This window comes from Rhodopseudomonas palustris BisB18 (genome assembly GCF_000013745.1).
GTDB classification, from domain to species: domain Bacteria; phylum Pseudomonadota; class Alphaproteobacteria; order Rhizobiales; family Xanthobacteraceae; genus Rhodopseudomonas_A; species Rhodopseudomonas_A palustris_F.
In genome coordinates, this window is record NC_007925.1 from 2,479,162 (window position 1) to 2,501,322 (window position 22,161).

Below are 22,161 nucleotides of genomic sequence, written 5' to 3' on the forward strand. Positions count from 1 at the left end.
GCGTGAGTGGAAAGCCGGAGGCTTGGGCGTCGCGATCAGCTGCGAATGACCGCCATTTTGCGAATTGTCGCCCCAGCCCGGAGGCGTTAGCTTGCGAAGGACGCGCCGACCCATGGCGCAGAGGCGCAGCGCAATCCCATGACTGTCGAACAGCCTGTCGCGGAGGCCATCGCGACGCCTCCCATAGAAGGGCCGCGCCGCGCCGCGGTCGGCTTCATCTTCATCACTATCCTGCTCGACATGCTGTCGATCGGCATGATCCTGCCGATCCTGCCGAAGCTGGTGGAGAGCTTCGCCGACAACAACACCGCGGACGCCGCAACAATCTACGGCCTGTTCGGCACCGCCTGGGCGTTGATGCAGTTCTTCGCCTCGCCGGTGCTCGGCGCGCTGAGCGACCGGTTCGGCCGCCGCCCGGTGATCCTGTTGTCGAATTTCGGGCTCGGGCTCGACTACATCATGATGGCGCTGGCGCCGTCGCTGATCTGGCTGTTCGTCGGCCGGATGATTTCCGGCGTCACCTCGGCGAGCATTTCGACCTCGTTCGCCTATATCGCCGACGTCACGGCGCCGGAGAAACGCGCCGCGGTGTTCGGCAAGATCGGGGCGGCGTTCGGGCTCGGCTTCATCTTCGGCCCGGCGATCGGCGGACTGCTCGGCGGCGTCGATCCGCGGCTGCCGTTCTGGGTCGCCGCCGGGCTCAGCCTCGCCAACGCGATGTACGGCTACTTCGTATTGCCGGAATCGCTGCCGAAAGAGCGCCGCTCGCCGTTCAAATGGCGCAGCGCCAACCCGCTCGGCGCGCTGCGGCTGCTGCGCTCCAACGCCACGCTGGCGGCGCTCGCCGTGGTGACGTTCTGCGCCGAGGTGGCGCATGTCGCGCTGCCGGCGACCTTCGTGCTCTACACCACCTATCGTTACGGATGGGACCAGACCACGGTCGGGCTGGCGCTGGCCTTCGTCGGACTATGCACCACCATCGTGCAGGGCGGGCTGGTCGGGCCGTCGCTGAAGCTGCTCGGCGAGCGCTGGGCGATGATTCTTGGCTATGGCGGCGGCGCGCTCGGCTTTGCGATCTACGCGTTCGCGCCGAACGGGCCGCTGTTCTGGATCGGCATCCCGGTGATGACGATCTGGGGCATCGCCGGACCCGCGACCTCGAGCCTGATGACGCGGCTGGTGCCGGCGGACCAGCAGGGCCAGTTGCAGGGCGCCAACACCAGCGTCAACAGCGTCGCCGAACTGGTCGGCCCGTCGCTGTTCACGCTGATCTTCGCGTTCTTCATCGCCGATGGCACGCCGCTGCATCTGCCCGGCGCGCCGTTCATTGTGGCGGGTGCGCTGTTGCTGGTGTCGATGCTGATCGCAGGCAGCGCGGTGGCGGCGATGAACAGGTAGCAGGCGGCGCAAGAGCGCTGAGCGGCTAGCCAAAAGCACGGCTGTCATCCCCGCGAAAGCGGGGATCCAGTACGCCGGAGCTTTTCCGTTCCGTCACGAGCTCCCTGGGATACTGGGTCGCCCGCTTTCGCGGGCGATGACCGCAGTATAGTTGGCGGGCGCTACACCGCAGCGGCAAAGTCCCGCAGCGTGCGGCTCGCGTAGTCGTAGAGCTTGCCGTTGTCGTCGCACGACGGCAGGCACAGCGGCAGCAGCGCTTCGGCGACCTCGGCCGCGGTGGGCAGGGTCTCCGGATCTTCGCCCGGCATGATGGTGGCGCGCAGCCGGGTGCGCACCGGGCCGGGATCGAACAGGTTGACGCGCAGCGCCGTGGTGGCGTTTTCCGCCGCCCACACCCGGGTCAAGGTTTCCAGCGCGGCTTTCGAGGCCGCGGCGGGGCCGCGATAGGCCGGCGCGCGGCGCGCCTCGTCGCAGCTGATCATCACCGCGCGGCCGGCGTCGGAAACCCGCAGCAGCGGCTCCATGCAGCGGATCAGCTGGAAATTGGCGTTGAGGTTGATCGCCATCACGTCGCCCCACGGCTTCGGCGCGATATGGCCGAGCGGCGACGACGGCCCGGCGATGCCGGCGTTGCCCACGAAAATATCGAGCTTGCCGTGGCGCTCGTGCAGCGCGCCGCCGAGCCTTGCGATGGCTTCGAGATCGGTGAGGTCGAGCGGCACCAGCGTGGCGCCTTCGCCGCTGGCTTTGCGAATCTCGTCGTCGAGCTCTTCCAGCCCGCCCTGGGTGCGCGCCACCGCGACGACATGGGCGCCGGCCTTGGCCAGGGCGCGGGCGGTGGCGTAGCCGAGGCCGCGCGAGGCGCCGGTGACGAGAGCGATACGGGAGGCGAGGGGCAGGGTCATGGCGCGTTGTGATCCGTCACGGCCGGGCACAGGCCGGCGATTCACAGCGTCTTTTAAAGACCTTGAGCCCCGGCACAAGGCCGGGCGTGACGAACTTTCGCTTGATGCGGCCGGGCGTGGCGTCCGATCAATTGAAGATCCGCCGGACGATGGCAAGCGCCAGGTACGGCCCGACGCCGGCGCCGATGATCATCAGAGCGGCCGCCGCGAGCGCGCTTGTGACCACGTCGTTGCCATGCTGCATCGGCACCACATAGCCGGCCGCAATGCAGCCGAGCCAGACGGCGACAAATATCGCGGCCTTCGCCATTGTGGCGGCGTCAGCTGGCTTCCGCCAGCAGCGACAATTGCCGCGGCTGCGCTTCGGTCTGGTTGAGGTCGGTCAGCGCGGTCGGATAGTCGCCGGTGAAGCAATGGTCGGTGAACTTCGGATGCGCCGGATCGCGGCCGGGTTCGCCCATCGCGCGGTAGATGCCGTCGACCGACAGGAACGCCAGCGAATCGGCGCCGATCAGTTCGCGCATCTCTTCCAGATTATGCGTGGCCGCCAACAGGCCGGCGCGGTCCGGGGTGTCGATGCCGTAGTAATCCGGATGGGTGATCGGCGGCGAGGCGATGCGGAAATGCACTTCGCTGGCGCCGGCGTCGCGCATCATCTTGACGATCTTCTTCGAGGTGGTGCCGCGCACCAGCGAATCGTCGATCAGCACGATGCGCTTGCCTTCGATCGCGGCGCGGTTGGCGGAATGCTTCATGCGGACGCCGAGCTCGCGCACGCTCTGGGTCGGCTGAATGAAGGTGCGGCCGACATAGTGATTGCGGATGATGCCGAGTTCGAACGGCACGCCGGACTGCCGCGAATAGCCGATCGCGGCCGGCACGCCGGAATCCGGCACCGGCACCACGACGTCGGCGTCGACATGGCTTTCGCGCGCCAATTGCTGGCCGAACGCCTTGCGCACGTCATAGACCGAACGGCCGCCGACCACGGAATCCGGCCTGGCGAAGTAGATGTATTCGAAGATGCAGGGCCGCGCCGGCATCGGCGGAAACGGCTTGTGGCTGGTGACGCCGTGGCGGTCGAACACGATGACTTCGCCGGGCTCGATGTCGCGGACGTATTTGGCGCCGATGATGTCGAGCGCGCAGGTCTCCGAGGCGAGAATCGGACAATCGTCGAGTTCGCCGAGCACCAAGGGGCGAATCCCCAGCGGATCGCGGGCGCCGATCAGCTTCTTGTTGGTCAGCGACACCAGCGAATAGGCGCCCTCGATGGCGCGCAGTGCCTCGATGAAACGATCGACGAAGCGGGCGCGCTTGGAATGCGCCACCAGATGCAGGATCACCTCGGTATCGGTGGTCGACTGCATCATCGCGCCGTTGCGCACCAGTTCGCGGCGTAGCGTCAGGCCGTTGGTGAGATTGCCGTTGTGGCCGATCGCGAAGCCGCCGGCGTTGAGTTCGGCAAACAGCGGCTGCACGTTGCGCAAAATGGTTTCGCCGGTGGTGGAATAGCGCACATGGCCGACCGCGGCGGTGCCGGGCAGCCGCGCGATCACGTCGGCGCGGGAGAAGGTGTCGCCGACCAGGCCGAGCCTACGCTCGGAATGAAACCGGCCGCCCTCGAACGAGACGATGCCGGCGGCCTCCTGACCGCGATGTTGCAGGGCGTGCAGCCCGAGCGCGGTGATCGCCGCGGCATCGGGATGACCGAAGATGCCGAATACGCCGCACTCTTCGCGCAGCGTGTCGCCGTCCATGTCGAAATCCTGCATCTGCGGATCCATGTCGGGCGACTTCGCTGCTTCGGGCGGGCTCTGCATATCGTTCATCACGCCTCTATCCTCGCTCAAACTAGCGTTTGGCCGGCTTGCCTTCGATCAGCTTCTTCAAATCGTCCCGGGCGTTCTTCGGATAGCCCTCGGAGCCCTCGGCAGCCGGCGGTGTCGCCTGATCGGCGTCGGTTTGATCATCTTCCGGCTTGTTCTTCTTGAACCTCTTCAAGATGGTATTTTCAGGGTCGTCCGGCAAGAGCGCCATCAGCCAATCCCCGGTTCCCTGCAACACCGTGCGCGATTTCGCAGCCGTGACCCAATCCGGACGCTGCTTGTCGGGGACCAGCCAGATGAAGAATTGATAGGCGACCACCACGATTAACAACCCACGCGCGAGCCCGAACAGGAAGCCCAGCGTGCGATCGAGCGCGCCGATTCGCGAATCCAGGATCATGTCGGAGATTCGCACGGTGATGATCGAGACGATCACCAGCGTGCCGATGAAGACGCCGGCGATCACCACCGCGGAGGCGACGGTGTCGCTGCTGAAATAGGTTTTCGCGGTCGGCAGCAGCTTTTGATAGGCGTACAGCGTCACCAGCGCGGCGGCGCCCCAGGCGGCGATCGACAGGATTTCGCGCATGAAGCCGCGGACCATCGCCAGCAGGCCCGATATCAACATCACCGCGAGCAGGACGAGATCGAGAATGGTAATCGGCATCGGCTGGTCAGGTCCGCTCGTGAATCGAAACCGCGAATCGGCGTGGCGCCGGGTGGTCTTCAGTGAGTGTCATATCGCACGGCTTGCAACACCGGAAAATCGCCAACGGAACCGTCAGGACACCATTGGTCCGATGGCTTAATAGTCCGTGTCACAACTTGCTCGGATGCCGCGCCGCCGGGTTATAGCGGCGGCGCCGGCCGAGGTCACGCGGGCATTAGCCTTCCTGACGACGGAATCGCGCCGGCGCGGCGTTTTTCTCCGGCGCTGTGCTTTTACCGTTGTCGCGGCCGGGCTTCGGGCTGCCTCGCGCGGCGATATCGGCGACGAGGCCGGACAGCCCGCCGACGGTGTTGAGGGTGAGCCCGGCATCGCCGCCGGCGTCGCCGCGCGCGGTCTCCGGCAGGATGGCGCGGGCAAAGCCCAGTTTGGCGGCTTCCTTCAGCCGCGCCGAGCTCTGCGCCACCGGCCGCACCGCGCCGGACAGCGAGATTTCGCCGAAATACACAGCATCGGTCGGCAACGGCGCATTGGCCAGCGACGACACCAAAGCGGCGGCGGCGGCCAGATCAGCCGCGGGCTCGTTGATTCGCAGGCCGCCGGCGACGTTGAAATAGACGTCGTAGCCGGAGAGCTTGACGCCGCAATGCGCCTCCAGCACCGCCAGCACCATCGACAGCCGGGAAGAGTCCCAGCCGACCACCGCGCGCCGCGGCGTGCCGAGCGTGGTTGGCACCACCAAAGCCTGCAATTCCACCAGCACTGGGCGGGTGCCTTCCATGCCGGCGAACACCGCGGTGCCGGGGCTGCCGAGATCGCGCTCCGACAAAAACAGCTCGGACGGATTGGCGACTTCGCGAAGCCCCAAGCCGGTCATCTCGAACACGCCGATCTCGTCGGTCGGGCCGAAGCGGTTCTTCACCGCGCGCAAAATCCGGAACTGCTGCGAGCCTTCGCCCTCGAACGACAGCACCGCGTCGACCATGTGTTCGACCACGCGCGGGCCGGCGATCTGGCCGTCCTTGGTGACGTGGCCGACCAGGATGATCGCAGCACCGGATTTCTTGGCAAACCTGATCAGCGCCTGCGCCGAGGCGCGGACCTGGGTCACCGTGCCGGGCGCGGATTCCACGGTGTCGGTCCACATGGTTTGAATCGAATCGATCACGATCAGCCGCGGCACCGCGCCTTCCGACAGCGTGGTGATGATGTCCTCGACCGAGGTCTCGGCGGCGAGCTGCACCGCGGCGTCGGCGAGCCCCAGCCGCGTCGCCCGCAGCCGCACCTGCGCCACCGCCTCTTCGCCGGAGATATAGACGATGCGGTGGCCTTCGCGCGCCATCAGGCTGGTGGCTTGCGTCAGCAGCGTCGACTTGCCGATCCCGGGATCGCCGCCGACCAGCAGCACCGAGCCGCGGACGAAGCCGCCGCCGGTGACGCGGTCGAGTTCGCCTAAGCCCGACGATAGCCGCGGCGCTTGTTCGCTGGTGCCGGTGAGGCTCTCCAGCTTGAAGGCGCGGCCGCGGCGCTTGGAGCGGATCGAGGCCGGCATCGAGGCCGCCCCGGTCAGATCCTCCTCGGCCAGCGTGTTCCACTCGCCGCAGGATTCGCACTTGCCCTGCCAGCGGTTATAGGCGGCGCCACAGTTCTGGCAGACGAAGGAGAGGGTGGCTTTGGCCATGGGCGTGGGAATCGCTGGTCGGAGAACGGAGAGATTATTGTTCGCCATTTGTTCTAGGCTTTAGCGCAAAGTCAAGCCGTGACAGAATACGCGTCCGCAGATCGCTGGGAGGATTCCGATGGCCGCTTACGTCATTTTCGGCGTCGATGTTCGTGACCCCGAGCAATATCAAGAGTTCATCTCGGGCGTGAAGCCGGCCTTGGAAACCGCTGGTGCCAAATATCTGGCGCGCGGCGGAGCGCACAAGGTTTACGAGGGAGATTGGGAGCCTCGACGGCTTGTCTTGTTCGAATTTCCGTCAGTCGCGGCTTATGAGTCGTTTTATCATGGTGCCACCTACCAAGGACTGAAAAGCATTCGAGATGCTTGCAGTTCAGCCCGTATGATCATCGTCGAGGGGATCGAATAATCGGTAGTAGCGCGCACGCGAGTAACGAGTAGCCCGCATGAGCGCAGCGATATGCGGGGGCAATGACAAGACCCGGATGTCGCTTCGCTTATCCGGGCTACAGGTTGAAGGGAGATGGCCATGCCGTCCGTGCGGATCGTCACCGGAGAATGGGCCCGTGATCGCTGCACCGAACTGATCGAGGCGGTGCAAGCCGCGATGGTGAGCACGATCAAGATCCCGGACTGGGATCGCGACATCACCGTCGATGTCTACGACGCGACGCGGCGGGCGGTGCCGACCGGCAAGTCGGACCGCTTCACCCGGGTCGAGATCAAGCTGTTTTCCGGCCGATCGATCGAGGCCAAGCGGGCCTTGTATCGCGCGATCGTCGACAATCTCGCGGCGTTGGGCGTCCCCGAACTGGAAACCAAGATCATTCTGGTGGAAGTGCCGACGCCAAACTGGGGGCTGAGGGGCGGCATCGCCGGATCGGAGATCGAGATCGGTTTCAAGCTGGACGTGTAGCGCACACTTGGCGGCGGCCCGGTTTTGGTGGCAGACTGCCGGGCAGGGCCGCAGCAGCAGAGCACCCCACCATGCCGTCGAAGCCGTACAAGCACAAAGAGCAGTACATCCTGCGGCAGATCGCCTTGCAATTCGGCTTCGGCGCGGCGCTCGGCGCGGCCTTCGCGCTGGTGTTGTTGTTCAAGAACATGTTCGGTCTGCACGACATGATCGCCGATAGCGTCGCGCCGCGCACGCTGGAAGCCTGGTTCGTGATCGGCGTGTCGGTGCATCTCGGGCTCGGCGCGGCGCTCACCGCGTTCCTGATGCTCGCCGCCGACGACGGCTGAAGGCGCCTTCGAGCGCGGCGCCGCCGACGGCCGAGGCCGCGCGCAACCTCAACGGTCGGGAAGAATCGGCAGCTCGAGCACGAAGCGGGCGCCGCCGCCGGCGCCGCTTTCGACCTTGAGCTGACCGTTTAACTGGCGAACCAGCCCTTTGATTACCTTGAAGCCGAGGCTGGCGCGCGGTTGCTCGATGTCGAAATCCGGCGGCAGCCCGACGCCCTGATCGGCGACGGCGAGCTGCAGATGGCCGTCGATCTCGCGCGCGCTGACCTCGATCCCGCCTCGGCGGCCTGGGTAGGCGTATTTGACCGCGTTGGTCACCAGCTCGTTGATCATTAGGCCGAGCGGGATGGCATGGTCGGCCAAGATCAACATCGGGTCGGCCTGGCAGCGCAGGGTATGGCCCCCGGCGTTGGCCTGCAGGTTGCGGCACAGCTCGGCCAGGAAGTCGGTGAGTTCGACGAAGCCGATCTTGTTGCCGCGCCACAGGTGGTCGTGGACCTGCGCGATGGTGGCGACCCGCGAACTGGCGTCGTCGAGCGCGTCCTTGACGTCCTGGGACACCGCGCCGCGGGATTGCACCCGCAACAGCCCGACCACCGAGGTCAGGCTGTTCTTGACGCGGTGGCTCATCTCCCGGGTCAACAGCGCCTGGTGTTCCAGCGCGCGCTGCAGTTCGGCGTCGGCTTGCTGACGCTCGATGGCGATCCCGAGCAGGCCGGCGAAAGCATCCAGATAATAGCCGTCGCCGCGGTCGAACTGGCCGGGCTCGGCGCTGTCGACCTCGAGCACGCCGAACGGCGCGTTGCCTTCGCCGCCTTGCGGGATCAGCACGTTGATCGCGCGCCTGATGCCGTGCTCGGCCAGCAGCCGCGGCGTGCGGAACAGGGTTTCGCTCTCCAGATGGTTGGAGATCACCGCCTCGCCGGACTGATAGGCGAAGCCGGCCGGCGATTCGACGTCGGCGCCGAGCGACACCTTGCCGATGGTTCCCGGCGCCCAGCCGACGCCGGCGCGCACCAGCAGCCGATTCTCCTCCGGGATGTATTCCAGCACCTTGGCGAATGTGGTCTCCAGTCCCTCCGCGGCGAGCTCGGTGGCGCGCTGCAGGATCTGGCGGAAATCCCGGGTCTGCATGGCGTGGCGGCCGAACTCGACCAGCAAAGACTGCTGCCGCAGCCGATAGCGCACTTCGTCGCAGCGCAGCGCCGATGAAGGAGCGACCTCTGATGCGTCGCCGAAATTGGTGCCCATAGCGTCATGTCCCGTCGCCGATCCATCCAATGCGGGACGAGATCGGGCTGCCTATTTCGCCTCCGGCGCGGCGGCAGGGAGGTCAGCGGGGTCTGCCCGCGCCGTCTTGTACTGCCGCGCGTAGCGTTTGCCGAGGCTGGTCAGCACCTCGTAGCCGATGGTGCCGAAATGATGCGCCAGCTCGTCGACGGTGATGCCGTCGCCGATCAGCGTCGCCATGTGGCCGCGCCGCGCGGCGTTCGGCGGCAGATCGGTGACGTCGACCGCCAAAAGATCCATCGAGATCCGCCCGGCCACCGGGCAGCGCTGCCCGGCAATGATCACGTCGGCGCCGCGGGTGCCGTCGCTGGAGCCGGCGGCGCGGAAATAGCCGTCGGCGTAGCCGGCCGCGACCACCGCGATCCTTGTCGGCCGCCGCGCCGTCCAGGTCGCGCCGTACCCCACGGTGTCGCCGCGCGCGACCTCGCGCACCTGCAGGATCCGCGACTGCAACGTCACCACCGGCTGCATCGGATTGTCGGCCTCCGGCGTCGGGTTGATGCCGTACAAAGCCGCGCCCGGCCGCACCAGGTCGAAGTGGAATTGCTGGCCGAGATAGATCCCCGACGACGCCGACAGCGACGCCGGCACCCCGGAAAACGCGCTGGCGATGCCGCGGAAATGGCTCGCCTGTTTGGCGTTGAGCGGGTGGTTCAGGGTCTCGGCGCAGGCCAGATGGCTGAGCACCAGGGTGATGCCGTGATCGCCCGCGGTGATCCTGGGCACGATGCCTTCGGCCTCGGCGATGCCGAGCCCGAGCCGGTTCATGCCGGTGTCGATATGGATCGCGGCGCCGCCCTTCCAGAAGCTGCGGCGGCAGAACGAATCCCATTCGGCGAGTTCGTCGAGGCTGCCGATCACCGGCTGGCAGTCGAGTTCGGCATAGGCGTCGCCGCAGTTCGGCAGGAAGCCGTCGAGCACATAGACGACGGCCGCGGGCGCCGCAGCGCGCAGCTCGCGGGCTTCATCGAGCGTGGCGACGAAAAAGGTCTTGCAGCCGGCGGCCAATAGCGCGCGCGCCACCGGGCCGGCCCCGCAGCCATAGGCGTCGGCCTTCACCACGCCGGCGCATTCCGAAGGCACCGCGGTCTTTTCCAGCTTGCGCCAGTTCGCCACGATGGCGTCGAGGTCGATGCTGAGCACCCCGGTGGCGGCGGCCAGCGCCGCCGGGCGTGCGGATTCTGCCGCGCGTGATGACTCAGGGGCGATCGACTTCGGACTGGGGACGACGTTCATGCTGTAACGGATTCCTGGCGCTGGCATCGCACGGCCGCGAGAGCCGCGGCAGCATGGCTGGCGAACGCGGCAACATTACGCACGCCGCTAGCGCGGTTCAACACCGCGCGCGGAAGGGCTCACATGCGGTCGGGCAGGTGACTGTCCTGCACCAGATCGCTGAACCTGGTGAACTGGCCCTCGAACTGCAAGTCGACGGTGCCGGTGGGGCCGTGGCGCTGCTTGCCGATGATGACTTCGGCCTTGCCGTGCACCAGATCCATGTCGGTGGTCCATTTTTCGTGCTCCGGCGTGCCGGGGCGCGGCTCCTTGTTCTGCAGATAGTATTCTTCGCGATACACGAACATCACCACGTCGGCGTCCTGCTCGATCGAGCCGGATTCGCGCAAGTCGGACAATTGCGGCCGCTTGTCGTCGCGGCTTTCGACCTGACGCGACAGCTGCGACAGCCCGATCACCGGGACGTTGAGTTCTTTCGCCAAAGCCTTCAGGCTGGTGGTGATCTCGGTGACTTCCTGGACGCGGTTGTCGGAGCGTTTGCCGCTGCCCTGCAACAGCTGGATATAGTCGACGATGATCAGGTCGAGGCCCTTCTGCCGCTTCAAGCGCCGCGCCCGCGCGGTGAGCTGCGAGATCGACAGGCCGCCGGTCTCGTCGACGAACAGCGGCAGCGACTGCAATTCGATCGAGTAATCGCGGATCTTGTCGAAATCCGCCTCGCTGATGCCGCCGCGGCGGATCATGCTCGATGAAATCCCGGTCTGCTCGGCGAGAATACGGGTGGCGAGCTGTTCGGCCGACATTTCGCAGGAGAAGAACCCGACGATGCCGCCATTGACGGTCTTGTTGGTGCCGTCGGCCTGGATCTCGCCGCGATAGGCGCGGGCGACGTTGTAGGCGATGTTGGTGGCGAGCGCGGTCTTGCCCATGCCGGGGCGGCCGGCGACGATGATCAAGTCGGAGTGCTGCAAGCCGCCCATCTTGTTATCGAGGTCGCGCAGCCCGGTGGCGATGCCGGACAAGCGGCCGTCGCGCTGGAACGCCGCCGCCGCCATGTCGACCGCGGTGGTCAGCGCCTGGGAGAATTTCTGGAAGCCGCCGTCATAGCGGCCGGATTCCGCAAGCTCGTACAGCCGCCGCTCGGCGTCCTCGATCTGCGCCTTCGGGGCGAAATCCACCGGCGCGTCATAGGCGACGTTGACCATGTCGGTGCCGATGCCGATCAGGTCGCGGCGCAGCGCCAGTTCGTAGATGGTGCGGCCGTAATCATGGGCGTTGATGATGGTGGTGGCTTCGGCGGCGAGCCGCGCCAGATATTGCCCCACGGTGATGCCGCCGAGGTCGGTGTCGGCGGGGAGAAACGTCTTCAGCGTCACCGGGGTGGCGACCTTGCCGGCGCGAATCAGGCTGGCGGCGGTGTCGTAGATGGTCTGGTGGATCGGCTCAAAGAAGTGTTCCAGCTTGAGGAAATCCGAGACCCGGTAGAACGCGTCGTTGTTGATCAGGATGGCGCCGAGGACGCTCTGTTCCGCCTCGATATTATGCGGCGCCATGCGGTAGGCCGGGGTGCCCGGTTCCGGCGCGAGTTTGAGAACGTTCGAATCGGTTGCGGCCATGGTCTCTATAGGTCTAGCGGAATTTGTCGTGAGCGGGGCGGGACTAAAGCGCCATTCCCGGCTCGGGCGGAAGCCTCATGCAGGCTTATGCCCGATTCACACACGTCGCGGGACAAAAGCTGTCGATGCTCCGCACGTCGGGATTGACGCGGATTTGCGCGATCGCCGCAGCGGTTCAGCCAGATGAACCCTGCGCGTCGTTGCGCCGACTCATTGTTGCCGCATCACCGCGATCCATTTCGCGCAGATCGATGGTTGAAGACAATTGGACCCGTCGGCTTAAGCGTTCCGACAAGCGGTTCAGCTACATAATTCAGGCGAGCGGCCGGGCATTCGGGAACCGATTTCCTAAGATCGGGTTAATGTCCGGAAAACCGAGGGTAGACCATGACCCAGCAGGTGCGAATGCAAGATCGTCGTGACGGCGCCTGGCTGACGGGCCTGGTCGATGCGATCGAATCGGTCTCGACCCCCGCCGTGCACGCGCAGCCTTGCGATCCGGCATTGCTCGCCGCCGCGGAACAATACTTGGCGCGAGAGCAATCGGCGCGAGAATATCTGGCGCGGCCCTGCGCCATTGATGGGGCGGCGTCCCGCGCATCCGTCATTCGCCCGCGAGTTGAAATTGCGGACGCTGACGGCGTTCGATCTCGCGCAGCCGACCTTCTTCACGCGTGATGTAATCCCGGGTGATCGGGACGACGCCCTGACGCTTGGCGAGCTGGATCTGGAACACCATGGTGTTCTGCTTGCGGAAGGTCATTTCCGAGGCCGCCAGATAGAACTCCCACATCCGCACGAATCGCTCGTCGTACAGCCGCGCCGCTTCCTCGCGCCGCGCCAGGAAGCGCTCGCGCCAGGCCTTCAGGGTGTCGGCATAATGCAGCCGCAGGATTTCGATGTCGCACACCAATAGACCGGCGCGCTCAATCGCGGGCAGCACCTCGGATAGCGCCGGCAGATAGCCGCCGGGAAAGATGTACTTGGCAATCCAGGGGTTGGTGATTCCCGGCTGCTCGGAGCGGCCGATCGAATGCAGCAGCATCACGCCGTCCGGGGCCAGCAACTCGGCGCAGCGTTGGAAGTAGGTGGCGAAATGCGCCACCCCGACGTGTTCGAACATCCCGACCGAAACGATGCGATCGAACGGGCCTGGGACGTCGCGATAATCCTGCAGCAGAAACCGCGCCTTTTCGGCAAGATTCTTCTCCGCGGCGCGGGCATTCGAGAGTTGCAATTGCTCTCGAGACAACGTCACGCCGGTGACGTCGGCGCCCAAGGTTCCGGCCAAGTACAGTCCCAGCCCGCCCCATCCCGAGCCGATGTCGAGCAGCCGCTGGCCGGGCCGGATCATCAGCTTGGCGGCGATATGGCGTTTCTTGGCGCGTTGCGCATCGTCCAGCGTGGCCTTGGGGTCTTCGAAATAACCGCAGCTGTATTGCCGGTCGGCGTCGAGGAAAAGCGAATACAGCCGGCGATCGAGATCGTAGTGATGCGCGACGTTGCGGCGGGCGCGGCGCCGCGGATTGAACTGCTGCAAGCTGCGCAGCAGATAGCGCACCCACCACAGCGGCTTGCCCCAGCGCGGCGACAGATCGGGCTGGTCCATCACGATCGCCAGCACGTCGGCAATGCTGCCGCGCTCGACTACGAAGCTGCCGTCCATGTAGATTTCGCCGAACGCCAATTCGGGATCGAGCAACAACCGACGTTGCGCCTTGGCGGTCAGAAACCTCGCTGCTACTGGTTGTCCCGTGCCGTCGCCGCAGGTGAAGCGGGTGCCGGCGGCGGTGGCAAACGTGATGTTGCCGCGACGGATGAAGCGCGACAGGAAAAAGCGCAGTAGGCTGTCCATCGGTTACGTCCCATGAAACGCATGGTGAGAACCCGCGGGTGACCTCCCAGGAATCGAAATAGGCGCGGCGTTGCGCGGCGCCAAGAGTTTGGACACGTGCAAAAAAATACCAGCTGTTATGTTCACAGGGATGCGTCATCTGGGTGCTTCCATTCACGGCCCAATCGGCTAAAAGGTGACCGCCGCGCTGCCGGCGCTACCCACATCTGGAGGATTCGAATGTCGAGCCGAGCGCTCAGTTTAGCGACGGTCGTGCTGCTGATCGGTGGCGCCATGGCGCAGCCGGCACAGGCTCAGAACCTCGAAGCCGGAAAGAGCCCATCGCAGATTTTCGCCGGCGCCTGTACGGTGTGTCACAAGAGTCCGCGCGGGCTGCTGCGGACCGTGGCGCCGGGCGCGCTGCCGGGCTATCTGCGCCAGCACTACACCACCAGCAGCGACATGGCGGCGCTGTTGAGCGCCTATCTGATCTCCAACGGCGCCACTGATACGCGCTATGGCGTCGCGCCGGCCAAGCCGGGCCGCGACGGCAAGCCGGAAGCCGCGCCCGGTGCGGCACCCGATCAGGCGGAAGGCCGCCCCAGCCGCCGCCAGCGCCAGGAAGCGCAGCCGCGGGAGGCCGCACCGCCCAACGCCGACGGTTTGCCGCCGCAGGAGGCCACCCCCGGCCGGCGCCATCGCAATGCCAAGCGCCAGGCCAAGCCCGAAGCGGAGAAGCCCGCGATCGCGGCGCCGGCCGTCGAAGGCGAGCCGCCCGCGGTGGTCGAGGAGAAGCCGGCGCCCCGGCAAAAGAAGAGCAAGAAGGGCAAGCATCGTCGCGAGGCCAAGCCGGAGCCGGCTGATGCGGTGAAGACCGCTCCCGCCGCCACCGAGCCGGCGAAGAGCGAACCGGCCAAAACCGCGCCTGCGAAAGACGACGCCGCGAAATCTGATGCGCCGAAGTCTGAAGCTCCCAAGGTCGAGGCCCCCAAAGTCGAGGCCCCCAAGGCCGAGGTCCCCAAGGCCGAGCCGATCAGGTCCGAACCCGCCAAGCCGGTGGAGCCGGCAGCATCCGAGCCGGCGAAATCCGAACCGGTGCCGCTGCGGTCCGATCCGGTGCCCGCGGTGACTCCGGCGCCGAAGGCCAGTGACGGCGAGTCTTCGCCGAACCCGCGTCCCTCGGCCTCAGAGGGGGCGGCGTCGCCGGCCACGCCGGCGCCTGCCGACGAGATGGTGCCGCCGCTGAAATAGCGGCACATCGCGGCGGACCGGCAACGTCAAGCCGGCCCCGCCGCAACTTGCTCGCTCTGTCGATACAGAAAAGCCCGACCTGATGAGATCAGGCCGGGCTTTTTGTTGCGAGTTCGGCTCCGGCCTGAGCGCCGAGCCGGATGGATGAAACGCCGAGATCGCCAGACAAGCGCGCCCCGGACGCAGCGCAACGCGCCGCGCTCGCGGCGTGGTGCGCTGCAGAGCCGGGGCCGTTACGGAACGCAGCGCTCGTAACTGTGCCGGTTCTGCGGAGCAGCGCGAAGGGCGCTGCCCCGCGCCCGGGACGCGATCCCGGTGAGTAGCGCCGGCTTACTTGTCGCCGGCTTCTTCTTCCTGCTCGCCGTCGTTATGCGCTTCCGGATCGAAGAACTCGCCGGCGGCGGCCAGCGCCTCGGCGGCGGCGTCCTGGTCTTCCTGGCGGGTCGAGATGTCTTCGCCGCGGTTGATGCGCTCGGCCTCCAGCGCGCTGCGCGCCACCGTCACCGACACCGAGACTTCGACTTCCGGATGCACGGCGATCGAGATGCTGTGCTTGCCGATGGTCTTGACCGGGTGGTCGAGCAGCACCTGGCTGCGTTCGATGTGAACGCCGTCGGCGGTGAACTGGGAGATGATGTCACGCACCGTGACCGAGCCGAACAGCTGGCCGGTTTCGGAGGCCTGGCGCAGCACCACCACGTTGCGACCGTCGATCTTCTCGGCGACCTTGATGGCCTCGGCCTTGGCTTCGATGTTGCGGGCCTCGAGGTCGGCCTTCATGTGCTCGTACTTGGCGCGGTTGTCGGTGGTGGCGCGCAGCGCCTTGCCGCGCGGCAACAGGAAGTTGCGCGCAAAGCCGTGCTTGACCTTGACGACTTCGCCCATCTGACCAAGCTTGGCGACGCGCTCCAGCAAAATGACTTCCATGGTGTTCTCCTTGTGGGTTGAATAGCAATCTGTTGCGGATGTGGTGGCGGATCAGGACAGCGGGACCGGCGGCTTGCTGCGTTGCAGGTAGCGCTGTCGAAAATTGAAAATCGCGTCGGCGAGCCCGAGCACGACCAGCAGCAGCACCGGCCAGCCGAACACCATCACCAGCGCGTAGCTCGAACTCAGCCAGAAGCCGCGATGCTTGATCGCCCGCGTCAGGGTGTGCAGCGTCGCAAGGCCGTTCAGCGCGTAAGCCATCATCAATGCGGTGGTGGTGGTCTGCGCGATCATGCCGACGAGGCCGCCGAGGAAGCTCAAGCCGATCGCCAGCGACAGCACCGCCAGCGTCATCGGCGGCAGCGTCGCGGCATTGAGGTCGGGCCACGGCCGTTGCAGCCGCCCCGATAGCGCGGTGACCTTGCCGGCGAGCCAAAGGTTCAGCGTCAGCGTCATCATCGCCACGATCGCCGCCGCCGCCGGCGCGATCTTGACCAGCGCGTCGACCAGCTGCTCGGCTTCGCCCGGGGTGGCGTTGTCGCGGGTGCCGATCACGCGCAGCATGCCGCGGCGCAGCGCGTCGTTGATGCTGTCGCTGTCGGTGCCCAGCGTGAACAGCGCCGCCATCGTGGTCAGCACCGCGAGGCCTGCGGTCCAGGCGACGACGCGGCCGACCGGATACCATTCCATTGCGGGCGGCTCGCCGGCCGGCGAGGGACCGGGCGACGCTGGACGGCCGAGCAGCGCGAGGTGGCCGAGCCAGCAGGCCGGCAGCACCACGGTGATCATAAAGGCTGCGAAATACGGAAAGCCGACCAGCAGGCCGAGTCCGGCCCCGGCGATCAGGCCGCCCGCGGCGGCGCCCGCGGCGCTCCAGCCCAATGCTGCGACCATCAGCGGCAGCGGGGCGAGGTAGAACAACAGCAGCGAGATCACCGCGCCCGAAATGATCGAGGCGAACATCAGCGCCGACGCAGAGCCGGCCGCAAGCGTGATCAGGGCGGTGAAGATCATCAGCTGTCCCGCTCCTTTCGAGCGGTTAGAGGCCGTATCGACCCCAACCATCGGCGCGCGGAACGACCCGACGCCTTATGAAAAATGGCATGTAGCAGCGGCAAGGAGCAAGGACCCGCGGCGCGAACGCCGCGGGTCGTAACAGGTTTAGCGAATCACGTAGGGCAGCAGACCGAGGAAACGCGAGCGCTTGATGGCGCGGGCGAGTTCACGCTGCTTCTTGGCGGAGACGGCGGTGATGCGGCTCGGCACGATCTTGCCGCGCTCGGAAACGTAACGCATCAACAGCTTGGAATCCTTGTAGTCGATCTTCGGCGCGTTCGGACCCGTAAACGGGCAGGTCTTGCGGCGGCGGAAAAACGGACGGCGGGCACCTGCTTCAGCCATGATTCTTACTCCTCAGTCGCTGCGGCGGGGGCGGGGGCGGCGTCGTCGCGCGGACGGCGCGGACCACGGTCACCACGGAAACCGCCGCCTTCACGGTCGCCGCCACGGAAACCACCTTCACGATCGCCACGGAAGCCGCCTTCGCGGTCGCCACGGAAACCGCCGCGGTCGTCGCGATCGCGATCGCGGTCGGCCTTGCGCATCATCGCCGACGGGCCTTCTTCGAGTTCATCGACGCGCACGGTCAGATAACGGATGACGTCTTCGTTGATGCGCTCCTGGCGCTCGACTTCGGCGACCACCGCGGAGGGGCCGTCGATGTTCAACAGCACGAAATGCGCCTTGCGGTTCTTGTGCATGCGGTAGGTAAGCGAGCGCACGCCCCAGGATTCCATCTTGACGACTTTGCCGCCGAGACCTTCGATCACGCTGGTGATCTGGGTCGTCAGTTCTTCCACCTGCTGGGTGCTCGCATCCTGACGCGCGAGAAAAACATGCTCATAAAGAGGCATGGCTGTCCTTTCCAAGGTTAGCGCGGGTCCCGGCGGCAAGCCCTTCGAACCCTTCGGAAAGGACTCGAGAATGCTCAGAAGGCGGAAGCACGGGACGACGGACCTACTGGCCCTGCCGCATCAAGATCGCCTGAAAGGTGAAATTGCTGAGACCGTCCGTTCAGCTCCCGGCCGGGATCTGCGGATGCGCGGTTATACGGATTTTGCGGGGAATGGCAAGCGACGCTGGCCGGGAACCCGACCCATGCGAATGGCTGAGGCCGGCCGCCGGCGGTCCGCTTGACAGAACCGCCCGCCGCAGTGTCTTACGGCCCGGCTTGCCGCGCGGTCCGGCAAATCCAGCCGATTTGCAGGGATAACGCGCAGAATTTGATCGGAACAGCTCGTTTGGCGCGTGGCTCGGGCTCATGGCTCGTCCGGCCGCTGGAGCGACAGCTTCCCAGCATCGGGGAATAAAATGACCGCAGCATTCACCTTTCCGGGCCAGGGGTCGCAGGCGGTCGGCATGGGCAAGGCCTTGGCCGAGGCGTTTCCGGCGGCGCGCGCGGTGTTCGACGAGGTCGATTCGGCGCTCGGCGAAAAGCTCACCGCGACGATCTGGGACGGCCCGGCCGAGACCCTGCAACTCACCGAGAACGCCCAGCCGGCACTGATGGCGGTGTCGCTGGCCACCTTGCGGGTGCTGGAAACCGAAGCCGGATTTTCGGTGGCGCGGCACGCCGCCTTCGTCGCCGGCCATTCGCTCGGGGAATATTCCGCGCTGGCCGCGGCCGGCAGCCTGACGATCAGCGACACCGCGCGGCTGCTGCGGACCCGCGGCCTCGCGATGCAGAAGGCGGTTCCGGTCGGAGTCGGCGCGATGGCGGCGCTGCTCGGGCTCGATTTCGACACCGCGGTGGCGGTGGCGCAGGAGGCGGCGCAGGGCGAGGTCTGCCAGGCAGCCAATGATAACGGCGGCGGTCAGGTGGTGGTGTCGGGCGCCAAGGCCGCGGTCGAACGCGCGCTCGAGATCGCCAAGGCCAAGGGCGCCAAGCGCGCGCTGCTGCTGCCGGTATCCGCGCCGTTCCATTGCACGCTGATGCAGCCCGCCGCCGAGGCGATGGCGCAGGCGCTGGCGGATGTGACGATTCTGCCGCCGGCGGCGCCGCTGGTCGCCAACGTGCTGGCGAGCCCGGTCACCGCGCCGGACGAGATCCGTCGCCTCTTGGTCGAGCAGGTCACCGGCACGGTGCGCTGGCGCGAATCGGTGGCCTTCATGGCCAGCCAGGGCGTGACGCATTTCTTCGAGATCGGCGCCGGCAAGGTGTTGAGCGGCCTGGTCAAGCGCATCGCCGACGGCGCGGTGGGGATCGCGGTCGGCGGTCCCAACGATATCGAACCGGCGAAGCAGGCGCTGGCGGCCTCCGGCGCCGCGTGAGCCCGCGGCTCACGCGGCCGTTGCTTAGAGCTCAGACCGTCGCCAGCATGTCGTCGGGGGCGGCGCTGTGGCGCTGATGCGCGGTGAAGCGGAAGTAACCGTAGGCCAGCCCCATCAGCACCACGAACAGCAGCGTTAGCATCCCATTGAACCACACCATGGCGCCGAGGCAGACCAGCGCCAGCGCGAAGGCGATCGCCGGAAAAACCGGATAGAACGGCGCGCGGAACGGCCGCGGCATCGACGGCTCGCTGCGCCGCAGTTTGAACAGCGCCGCCATCGACGTCAGATACATCACGATGGCGCCGAGCACCGACATCGTCACGATGTTGGCGGTCAGCGTCTGGCCGCCGAACTGCACCCATTCGTCGCTGAAGATCGCCACGATGCCGATCACGCCGCCGGCCAACAGCGCGCGGTGCGGGGTGTTGAAGCGCGGACTGAGCGCTGCGAACATCGCCGGCAGATAGCCCGCCCGCGACAGCGCGAAGATCTGCCGCGAATAGCCCATGATGATGCCGTGGAACGAGGCGACCAGGCCGAACAGCCCGATCCACACCAGCATGTGCAGCCATCCCGAGTTGTCGCCGACCACCACCTTCATCGCCTGCGGCAACGGATCGTTGATGTTGGACAGCTTGCTCCAGTCGCCGACGCCGCCGGCGAAGATCATCACGCCGAATGCCAGCAGCACCAAAGTGAGAATGCCGCCGATATAGGCGCGCGGAATGGTGCGCTGCGGGTGGTGGGCCTCTTCGGCGGCCATCGCGGCGCCTTCGATGGCGAGGAAGAACCAGATCGCAAACGGGATCGAGGCGAAGATTCCGGAGATCGCCGCGCCGTTGAACGCGTTGCTCCCGGCCCAGCCATTGGCGACGAAGTTCGATAGCGACCAGCCCGGCAGCACCACGCCCATGAACACCAGCAATTCGAAGATCGCCAGCACGGTGACGAACAGTTCAAAGGCGGCGGCGATGCCGATGCCGATCCAGTTCAGCCCGATGAAGATCACATAGGCGCCGAGCGCGAACCATTTCGGGTTGATGCCGGGGAATTGCACATTGAGGTAAGCGCCGATCGCCAGGGCGATGGCCGGCGGCGCGAACACGAATTCCACCAGCGTGGCAAAGCCGGCGATGAAGCCGCCGGTCGGCCCGAAGGCGCGTCGCGCATAGGCGAACGGACCGCCGGCGTGCGGGATTGCGGTGGAGAGTTCGGTGAAGCTGAAAATGAAAGTCGTGTACATCGTTGCCACCAGCACGGTGGCGACCAGGAAGCCCAAGGTGCCGGCGCTGGCCCAGCCGAAGCTCCAGCCGAAATATTCGCCTGATATCACCAGTCCGACGGCGATTCCCCAGAGCTGGACGGGACCGAGCACCTTCTTCAGGCCCGGGGATGGTGGCGTGCTCGTGCTGATCGACATAAAGGCCTCCTGTTGCCAGTCGCTTGGCCAGCGCGTTCGCGCCGTGTTGTACAAATGTCATGCAAGACAGGTGCCATGGCCGCGCGGGCCGATCCGCGCTTTCCGCCGCGCGAAATGAATCGAAGTGTCAAGCGCGTGGATCATTGACGGCGGCGGCTTTGTCGCGGCATTTCGCGCTGATCTTCGGCCGGGCCGAGACGGCGGCCTGGCCCGCCGATGCTGCAAGGAGACTGGGATGTTCGATTTATCAGGCAGGACCGCGTTGGTGACCGGCGCGACCGGAGGCATCGGCGGTGCGATCGCGCAAGCGCTGCACGCTCAGGGCGCCACGGTGGCGATCTCCGGGACGCGACGCGAGGCGCTGGAGGCACTCGCCGCCAAGCTCGGCGAGCGGGTTCATGTGCTGCCCTGCAATCTGTCCGACACAGCCGAGGTCGAGGCGCTGGTGCCGGCCGCCGAGAAGGCGATGGGGCAGCTCGACATCCTGGTCAGCAACGCCGGTATCACCCGCGACAATCTGTTCGTGCAGCTGCGCGACGAGGACTGGGACGAGGTGATCAAAGTCAATCTGACCGCGACGTTTCGGCTGGCGCGCGCCGCCACCAAATTGATGATGCGCAAGCGGTTCGGCCGCATCATCGCGATCACTTCGGTGGTCGGCGTCACCGGAAATGCCGGGCAGGGCAATTACGCCGCGTCGAAAGCCGGCCTGATCGGCATGATCAAGACGCTCGGCGCGGAATATGCCAAGCGCAACGTCACCGCCAACTGCATCGCACCCGGATTCATCGCCACGTCGATGACCGAGGTGCTCAACGACAAGCAGCGCGAAGCGATTCTCACCAAGGTGCCGGCGGGGCGGCTCGGCACCCCGGAAGATATCGCCGCGGCGGCGGTGTATTTGGCCTCCAACGAAGCCGCCTACGTCACCGGCCAGACAATTCACGTCAACGGCGGGATGGCGATGATCTAACCAGAGTTTTCCACCGCCGCGGGTCGGCAGCAGCCTACGGCGGAGGCTTGTAGTCAAGACATACGAAGTATGATAACCGAACGACGAACGGATGGGCAAAGAACGCCATTGCGGGAGAGCAAAACCCTGTATATTGGCGGTGCGGAGCCTGCGGTCGATTGCCGGGCTTTCCCTGGGGACGGGGATAATCAAGACTTACGCGATTGCGACGGGAACTTAACGAGTTAACGCACCACGATGGCTCGTATCCTAGCGGTCGGGTCCAATGGAACAGCACGAGGTTTGAACGATGAGTGAGATTGGCGAGCGGGTTAAGAAGATCGTGGTGGAGCACCTTGGTGTCGAGCCCGAGAAAGTGGTCGACGGCGCGAGCTTCATTGACGACCTCGGTGCGGACAGCCTCGACACCGTCGAGCTCGTGATGGCGTTCGAAGAAGAATTCGGCTGCGAAATTCCCGACGATGCCGCAGAAACCATTCTGACGGTTGGCGACGCCACCAAGTTTCTCGAAAAGAACGCAAAGAGCTGACGCTCTGGCGCGGGACTAACGAAGCCG

At 66.0% G+C, this 22,161-nt stretch carries 22 protein-coding genes; 8 read left to right on the forward strand and 14 right to left on the reverse strand.

The genetic code is table 11. The features are described 5' to 3' along the window. Positions 1-138 precede the first annotated feature (138 nt). Positions 139-1,398 carry a TCR/Tet family MFS transporter gene (locus tag RPC_RS11380; RefSeq protein ID WP_011472733.1) on the forward strand — a complete coding sequence of 420 codons (1,260 nt, stop codon included), beginning with the start codon at positions 139-141 and terminating at the stop codon, positions 1,396-1,398. Positions 1,399-1,559: 161 nt separating this feature from the next. Here the strand turns inward: RPC_RS11380 and RPC_RS11385 are convergent, their stop codons facing one another. The 5 genes from RPC_RS11385 to radA form a co-directional block, all read right to left on the reverse strand. After that, the gene (locus RPC_RS11385) at positions 1,560-2,303 is read right to left on the reverse strand and encodes an SDR family NAD(P)-dependent oxidoreductase (protein WP_041801690.1); all 744 of its coding nucleotides are present in this window, start codon (positions 2,301-2,303) and stop codon (positions 1,560-1,562) included. Between the two features lie 127 nt (positions 2,304-2,430). Continuing rightward, positions 2,431-2,613, reverse strand: a complete 183-nt coding sequence (locus RPC_RS11390; RefSeq protein ID WP_041801692.1) for a hypothetical protein — start codon at positions 2,611-2,613, stop codon at positions 2,431-2,433. A 10-nt stretch (positions 2,614-2,623) separates the two neighbouring features. Beyond that, the gene (purF, locus tag RPC_RS11395; protein WP_085978917.1) at positions 2,624-4,090 is read right to left on the reverse strand and encodes an amidophosphoribosyltransferase; all 1,467 of its coding nucleotides are present in this window, start codon (positions 4,088-4,090) and stop codon (positions 2,624-2,626) included. 67 nt (positions 4,091-4,157) lie between these two features. Beyond that, positions 4,158-4,799, reverse strand: a complete 642-nt coding sequence (locus RPC_RS11400) for a CvpA family protein (protein ID WP_011472736.1) — start codon at positions 4,797-4,799, stop codon at positions 4,158-4,160. A 217-nt stretch (positions 4,800-5,016) separates the two neighbouring features. After that, positions 5,017-6,480, reverse strand: coding sequence for a DNA repair protein RadA (radA, locus tag RPC_RS11405; RefSeq protein ID WP_041801695.1), 1,464 nt, complete (start codon positions 6,478-6,480; stop codon positions 5,017-5,019). A gap of 118 nt (positions 6,481-6,598) precedes the next feature. On the opposite strand from radA, the gene RPC_RS11410 reads away from it, so the two are divergent. From RPC_RS11410 to RPC_RS11420, 3 genes are all read left to right on the forward strand, one after another. After that, positions 6,599-6,889 (forward strand): DUF1330 domain-containing protein, encoded by a 291-nt coding sequence (locus tag RPC_RS11410; protein ID WP_011472738.1) that lies wholly within the window; start codon positions 6,599-6,601, stop codon positions 6,887-6,889. Positions 6,890-7,009: 120 nt separating this feature from the next. Next, the gene (locus tag RPC_RS11415; protein WP_011472739.1) at positions 7,010-7,396 is read left to right on the forward strand and encodes a tautomerase family protein; all 387 of its coding nucleotides are present in this window, start codon (positions 7,010-7,012) and stop codon (positions 7,394-7,396) included. Between the two features lie 71 nt (positions 7,397-7,467). Continuing rightward, on the forward strand, positions 7,468-7,725 hold the full coding sequence (locus tag RPC_RS11420; RefSeq protein ID WP_011472740.1) for a hypothetical protein: 258 nt from the start codon (positions 7,468-7,470) through the stop codon (positions 7,723-7,725). A 48-nt stretch (positions 7,726-7,773) separates the two neighbouring features. Here the strand turns inward: RPC_RS11420 and RPC_RS11425 are convergent, their stop codons facing one another. The 4 genes from RPC_RS11425 to RPC_RS11440 form a co-directional block, all read right to left on the reverse strand. Then, the gene (locus RPC_RS11425) at positions 7,774-8,976 is read right to left on the reverse strand and encodes a sensor histidine kinase (protein ID WP_011472741.1); all 1,203 of its coding nucleotides are present in this window, start codon (positions 8,974-8,976) and stop codon (positions 7,774-7,776) included. Between the two features lie 51 nt (positions 8,977-9,027). Next, entirely contained in the window at positions 9,028-10,251 is a 1,224-nt protein-coding gene (alr, locus tag RPC_RS11430) for an alanine racemase (protein ID WP_011472742.1), read from the reverse strand. A 119-nt stretch (positions 10,252-10,370) separates the two neighbouring features. After that, on the reverse strand, positions 10,371-11,867 hold the full coding sequence (locus RPC_RS11435; RefSeq protein ID WP_011472743.1) for a replicative DNA helicase: 1,497 nt from the start codon (positions 11,865-11,867) through the stop codon (positions 10,371-10,373). Positions 11,868-12,471: 604 nt separating this feature from the next. After that, complete coding sequence (locus tag RPC_RS11440; protein WP_011472744.1) at positions 12,472-13,722, reverse strand: class I SAM-dependent methyltransferase; 1,251 nt, start codon at positions 13,720-13,722, stop codon at positions 12,472-12,474. Between the two features lie 219 nt (positions 13,723-13,941). Between RPC_RS11440 and RPC_RS11445 the strand changes: the two genes are divergently transcribed. Further along, the gene (locus tag RPC_RS11445) at positions 13,942-14,952 is read left to right on the forward strand and encodes a hypothetical protein (protein ID WP_011472745.1); all 1,011 of its coding nucleotides are present in this window, start codon (positions 13,942-13,944) and stop codon (positions 14,950-14,952) included. 330 nt (positions 14,953-15,282) lie between these two features. Here the strand turns inward: RPC_RS11445 and rplI are convergent, their stop codons facing one another. The 4 genes from rplI to rpsF all read right to left on the reverse strand — a co-directional run bounded on the left by rplI (position 15,283) and on the right by rpsF (position 17,792). Continuing rightward, positions 15,283-15,879: a 50S ribosomal protein L9 gene (gene rplI / locus RPC_RS11450; protein WP_011472746.1), complete on the reverse strand. Its 597-nt coding sequence runs from the start codon at positions 15,877-15,879 to the stop codon at positions 15,283-15,285. A 51-nt stretch (positions 15,880-15,930) separates the two neighbouring features. Further along, complete coding sequence (locus RPC_RS11455; protein ID WP_011472747.1) at positions 15,931-16,893, reverse strand: DUF2232 domain-containing protein; 963 nt, start codon at positions 16,891-16,893, stop codon at positions 15,931-15,933. Between the two features lie 147 nt (positions 16,894-17,040). Next, positions 17,041-17,280 carry a 30S ribosomal protein S18 gene (rpsR, locus tag RPC_RS11460; protein ID WP_002711478.1) on the reverse strand — a complete coding sequence of 80 codons (240 nt, stop codon included), beginning with the start codon at positions 17,278-17,280 and terminating at the stop codon, positions 17,041-17,043. A gap of 5 nt (positions 17,281-17,285) precedes the next feature. Beyond that, on the reverse strand, positions 17,286-17,792 hold the full coding sequence (rpsF, locus tag RPC_RS11465; protein WP_011472748.1) for a 30S ribosomal protein S6: 507 nt from the start codon (positions 17,790-17,792) through the stop codon (positions 17,286-17,288). Positions 17,793-18,249: 457 nt separating this feature from the next. On the opposite strand from rpsF, the gene fabD reads away from it, so the two are divergent. Further along, complete coding sequence (gene fabD / locus RPC_RS11470) at positions 18,250-19,209, forward strand: ACP S-malonyltransferase (RefSeq protein ID WP_011472750.1); 960 nt, start codon at positions 18,250-18,252, stop codon at positions 19,207-19,209. 31 nt (positions 19,210-19,240) lie between these two features. Here fabD and eat read toward each other — a convergent pair whose 3' ends face one another. Beyond that, positions 19,241-20,632 (reverse strand): ethanolamine permease, encoded by a 1,392-nt coding sequence (gene eat / locus RPC_RS11475; RefSeq protein ID WP_011472751.1) that lies wholly within the window; start codon positions 20,630-20,632, stop codon positions 19,241-19,243. A gap of 235 nt (positions 20,633-20,867) precedes the next feature. On the opposite strand from eat, the gene fabG reads away from it, so the two are divergent. Then, positions 20,868-21,605: a 3-oxoacyl-[acyl-carrier-protein] reductase gene (gene fabG, locus RPC_RS11480; protein ID WP_011472752.1), complete on the forward strand. Its 738-nt coding sequence runs from the start codon at positions 20,868-20,870 to the stop codon at positions 21,603-21,605. A gap of 289 nt (positions 21,606-21,894) precedes the next feature. Beyond that, the gene (locus RPC_RS11485) at positions 21,895-22,134 is read left to right on the forward strand and encodes an acyl carrier protein (RefSeq protein WP_011441358.1); all 240 of its coding nucleotides are present in this window, start codon (positions 21,895-21,897) and stop codon (positions 22,132-22,134) included. The last annotated feature ends 27 nt before the right edge of the window (positions 22,135-22,161 follow it).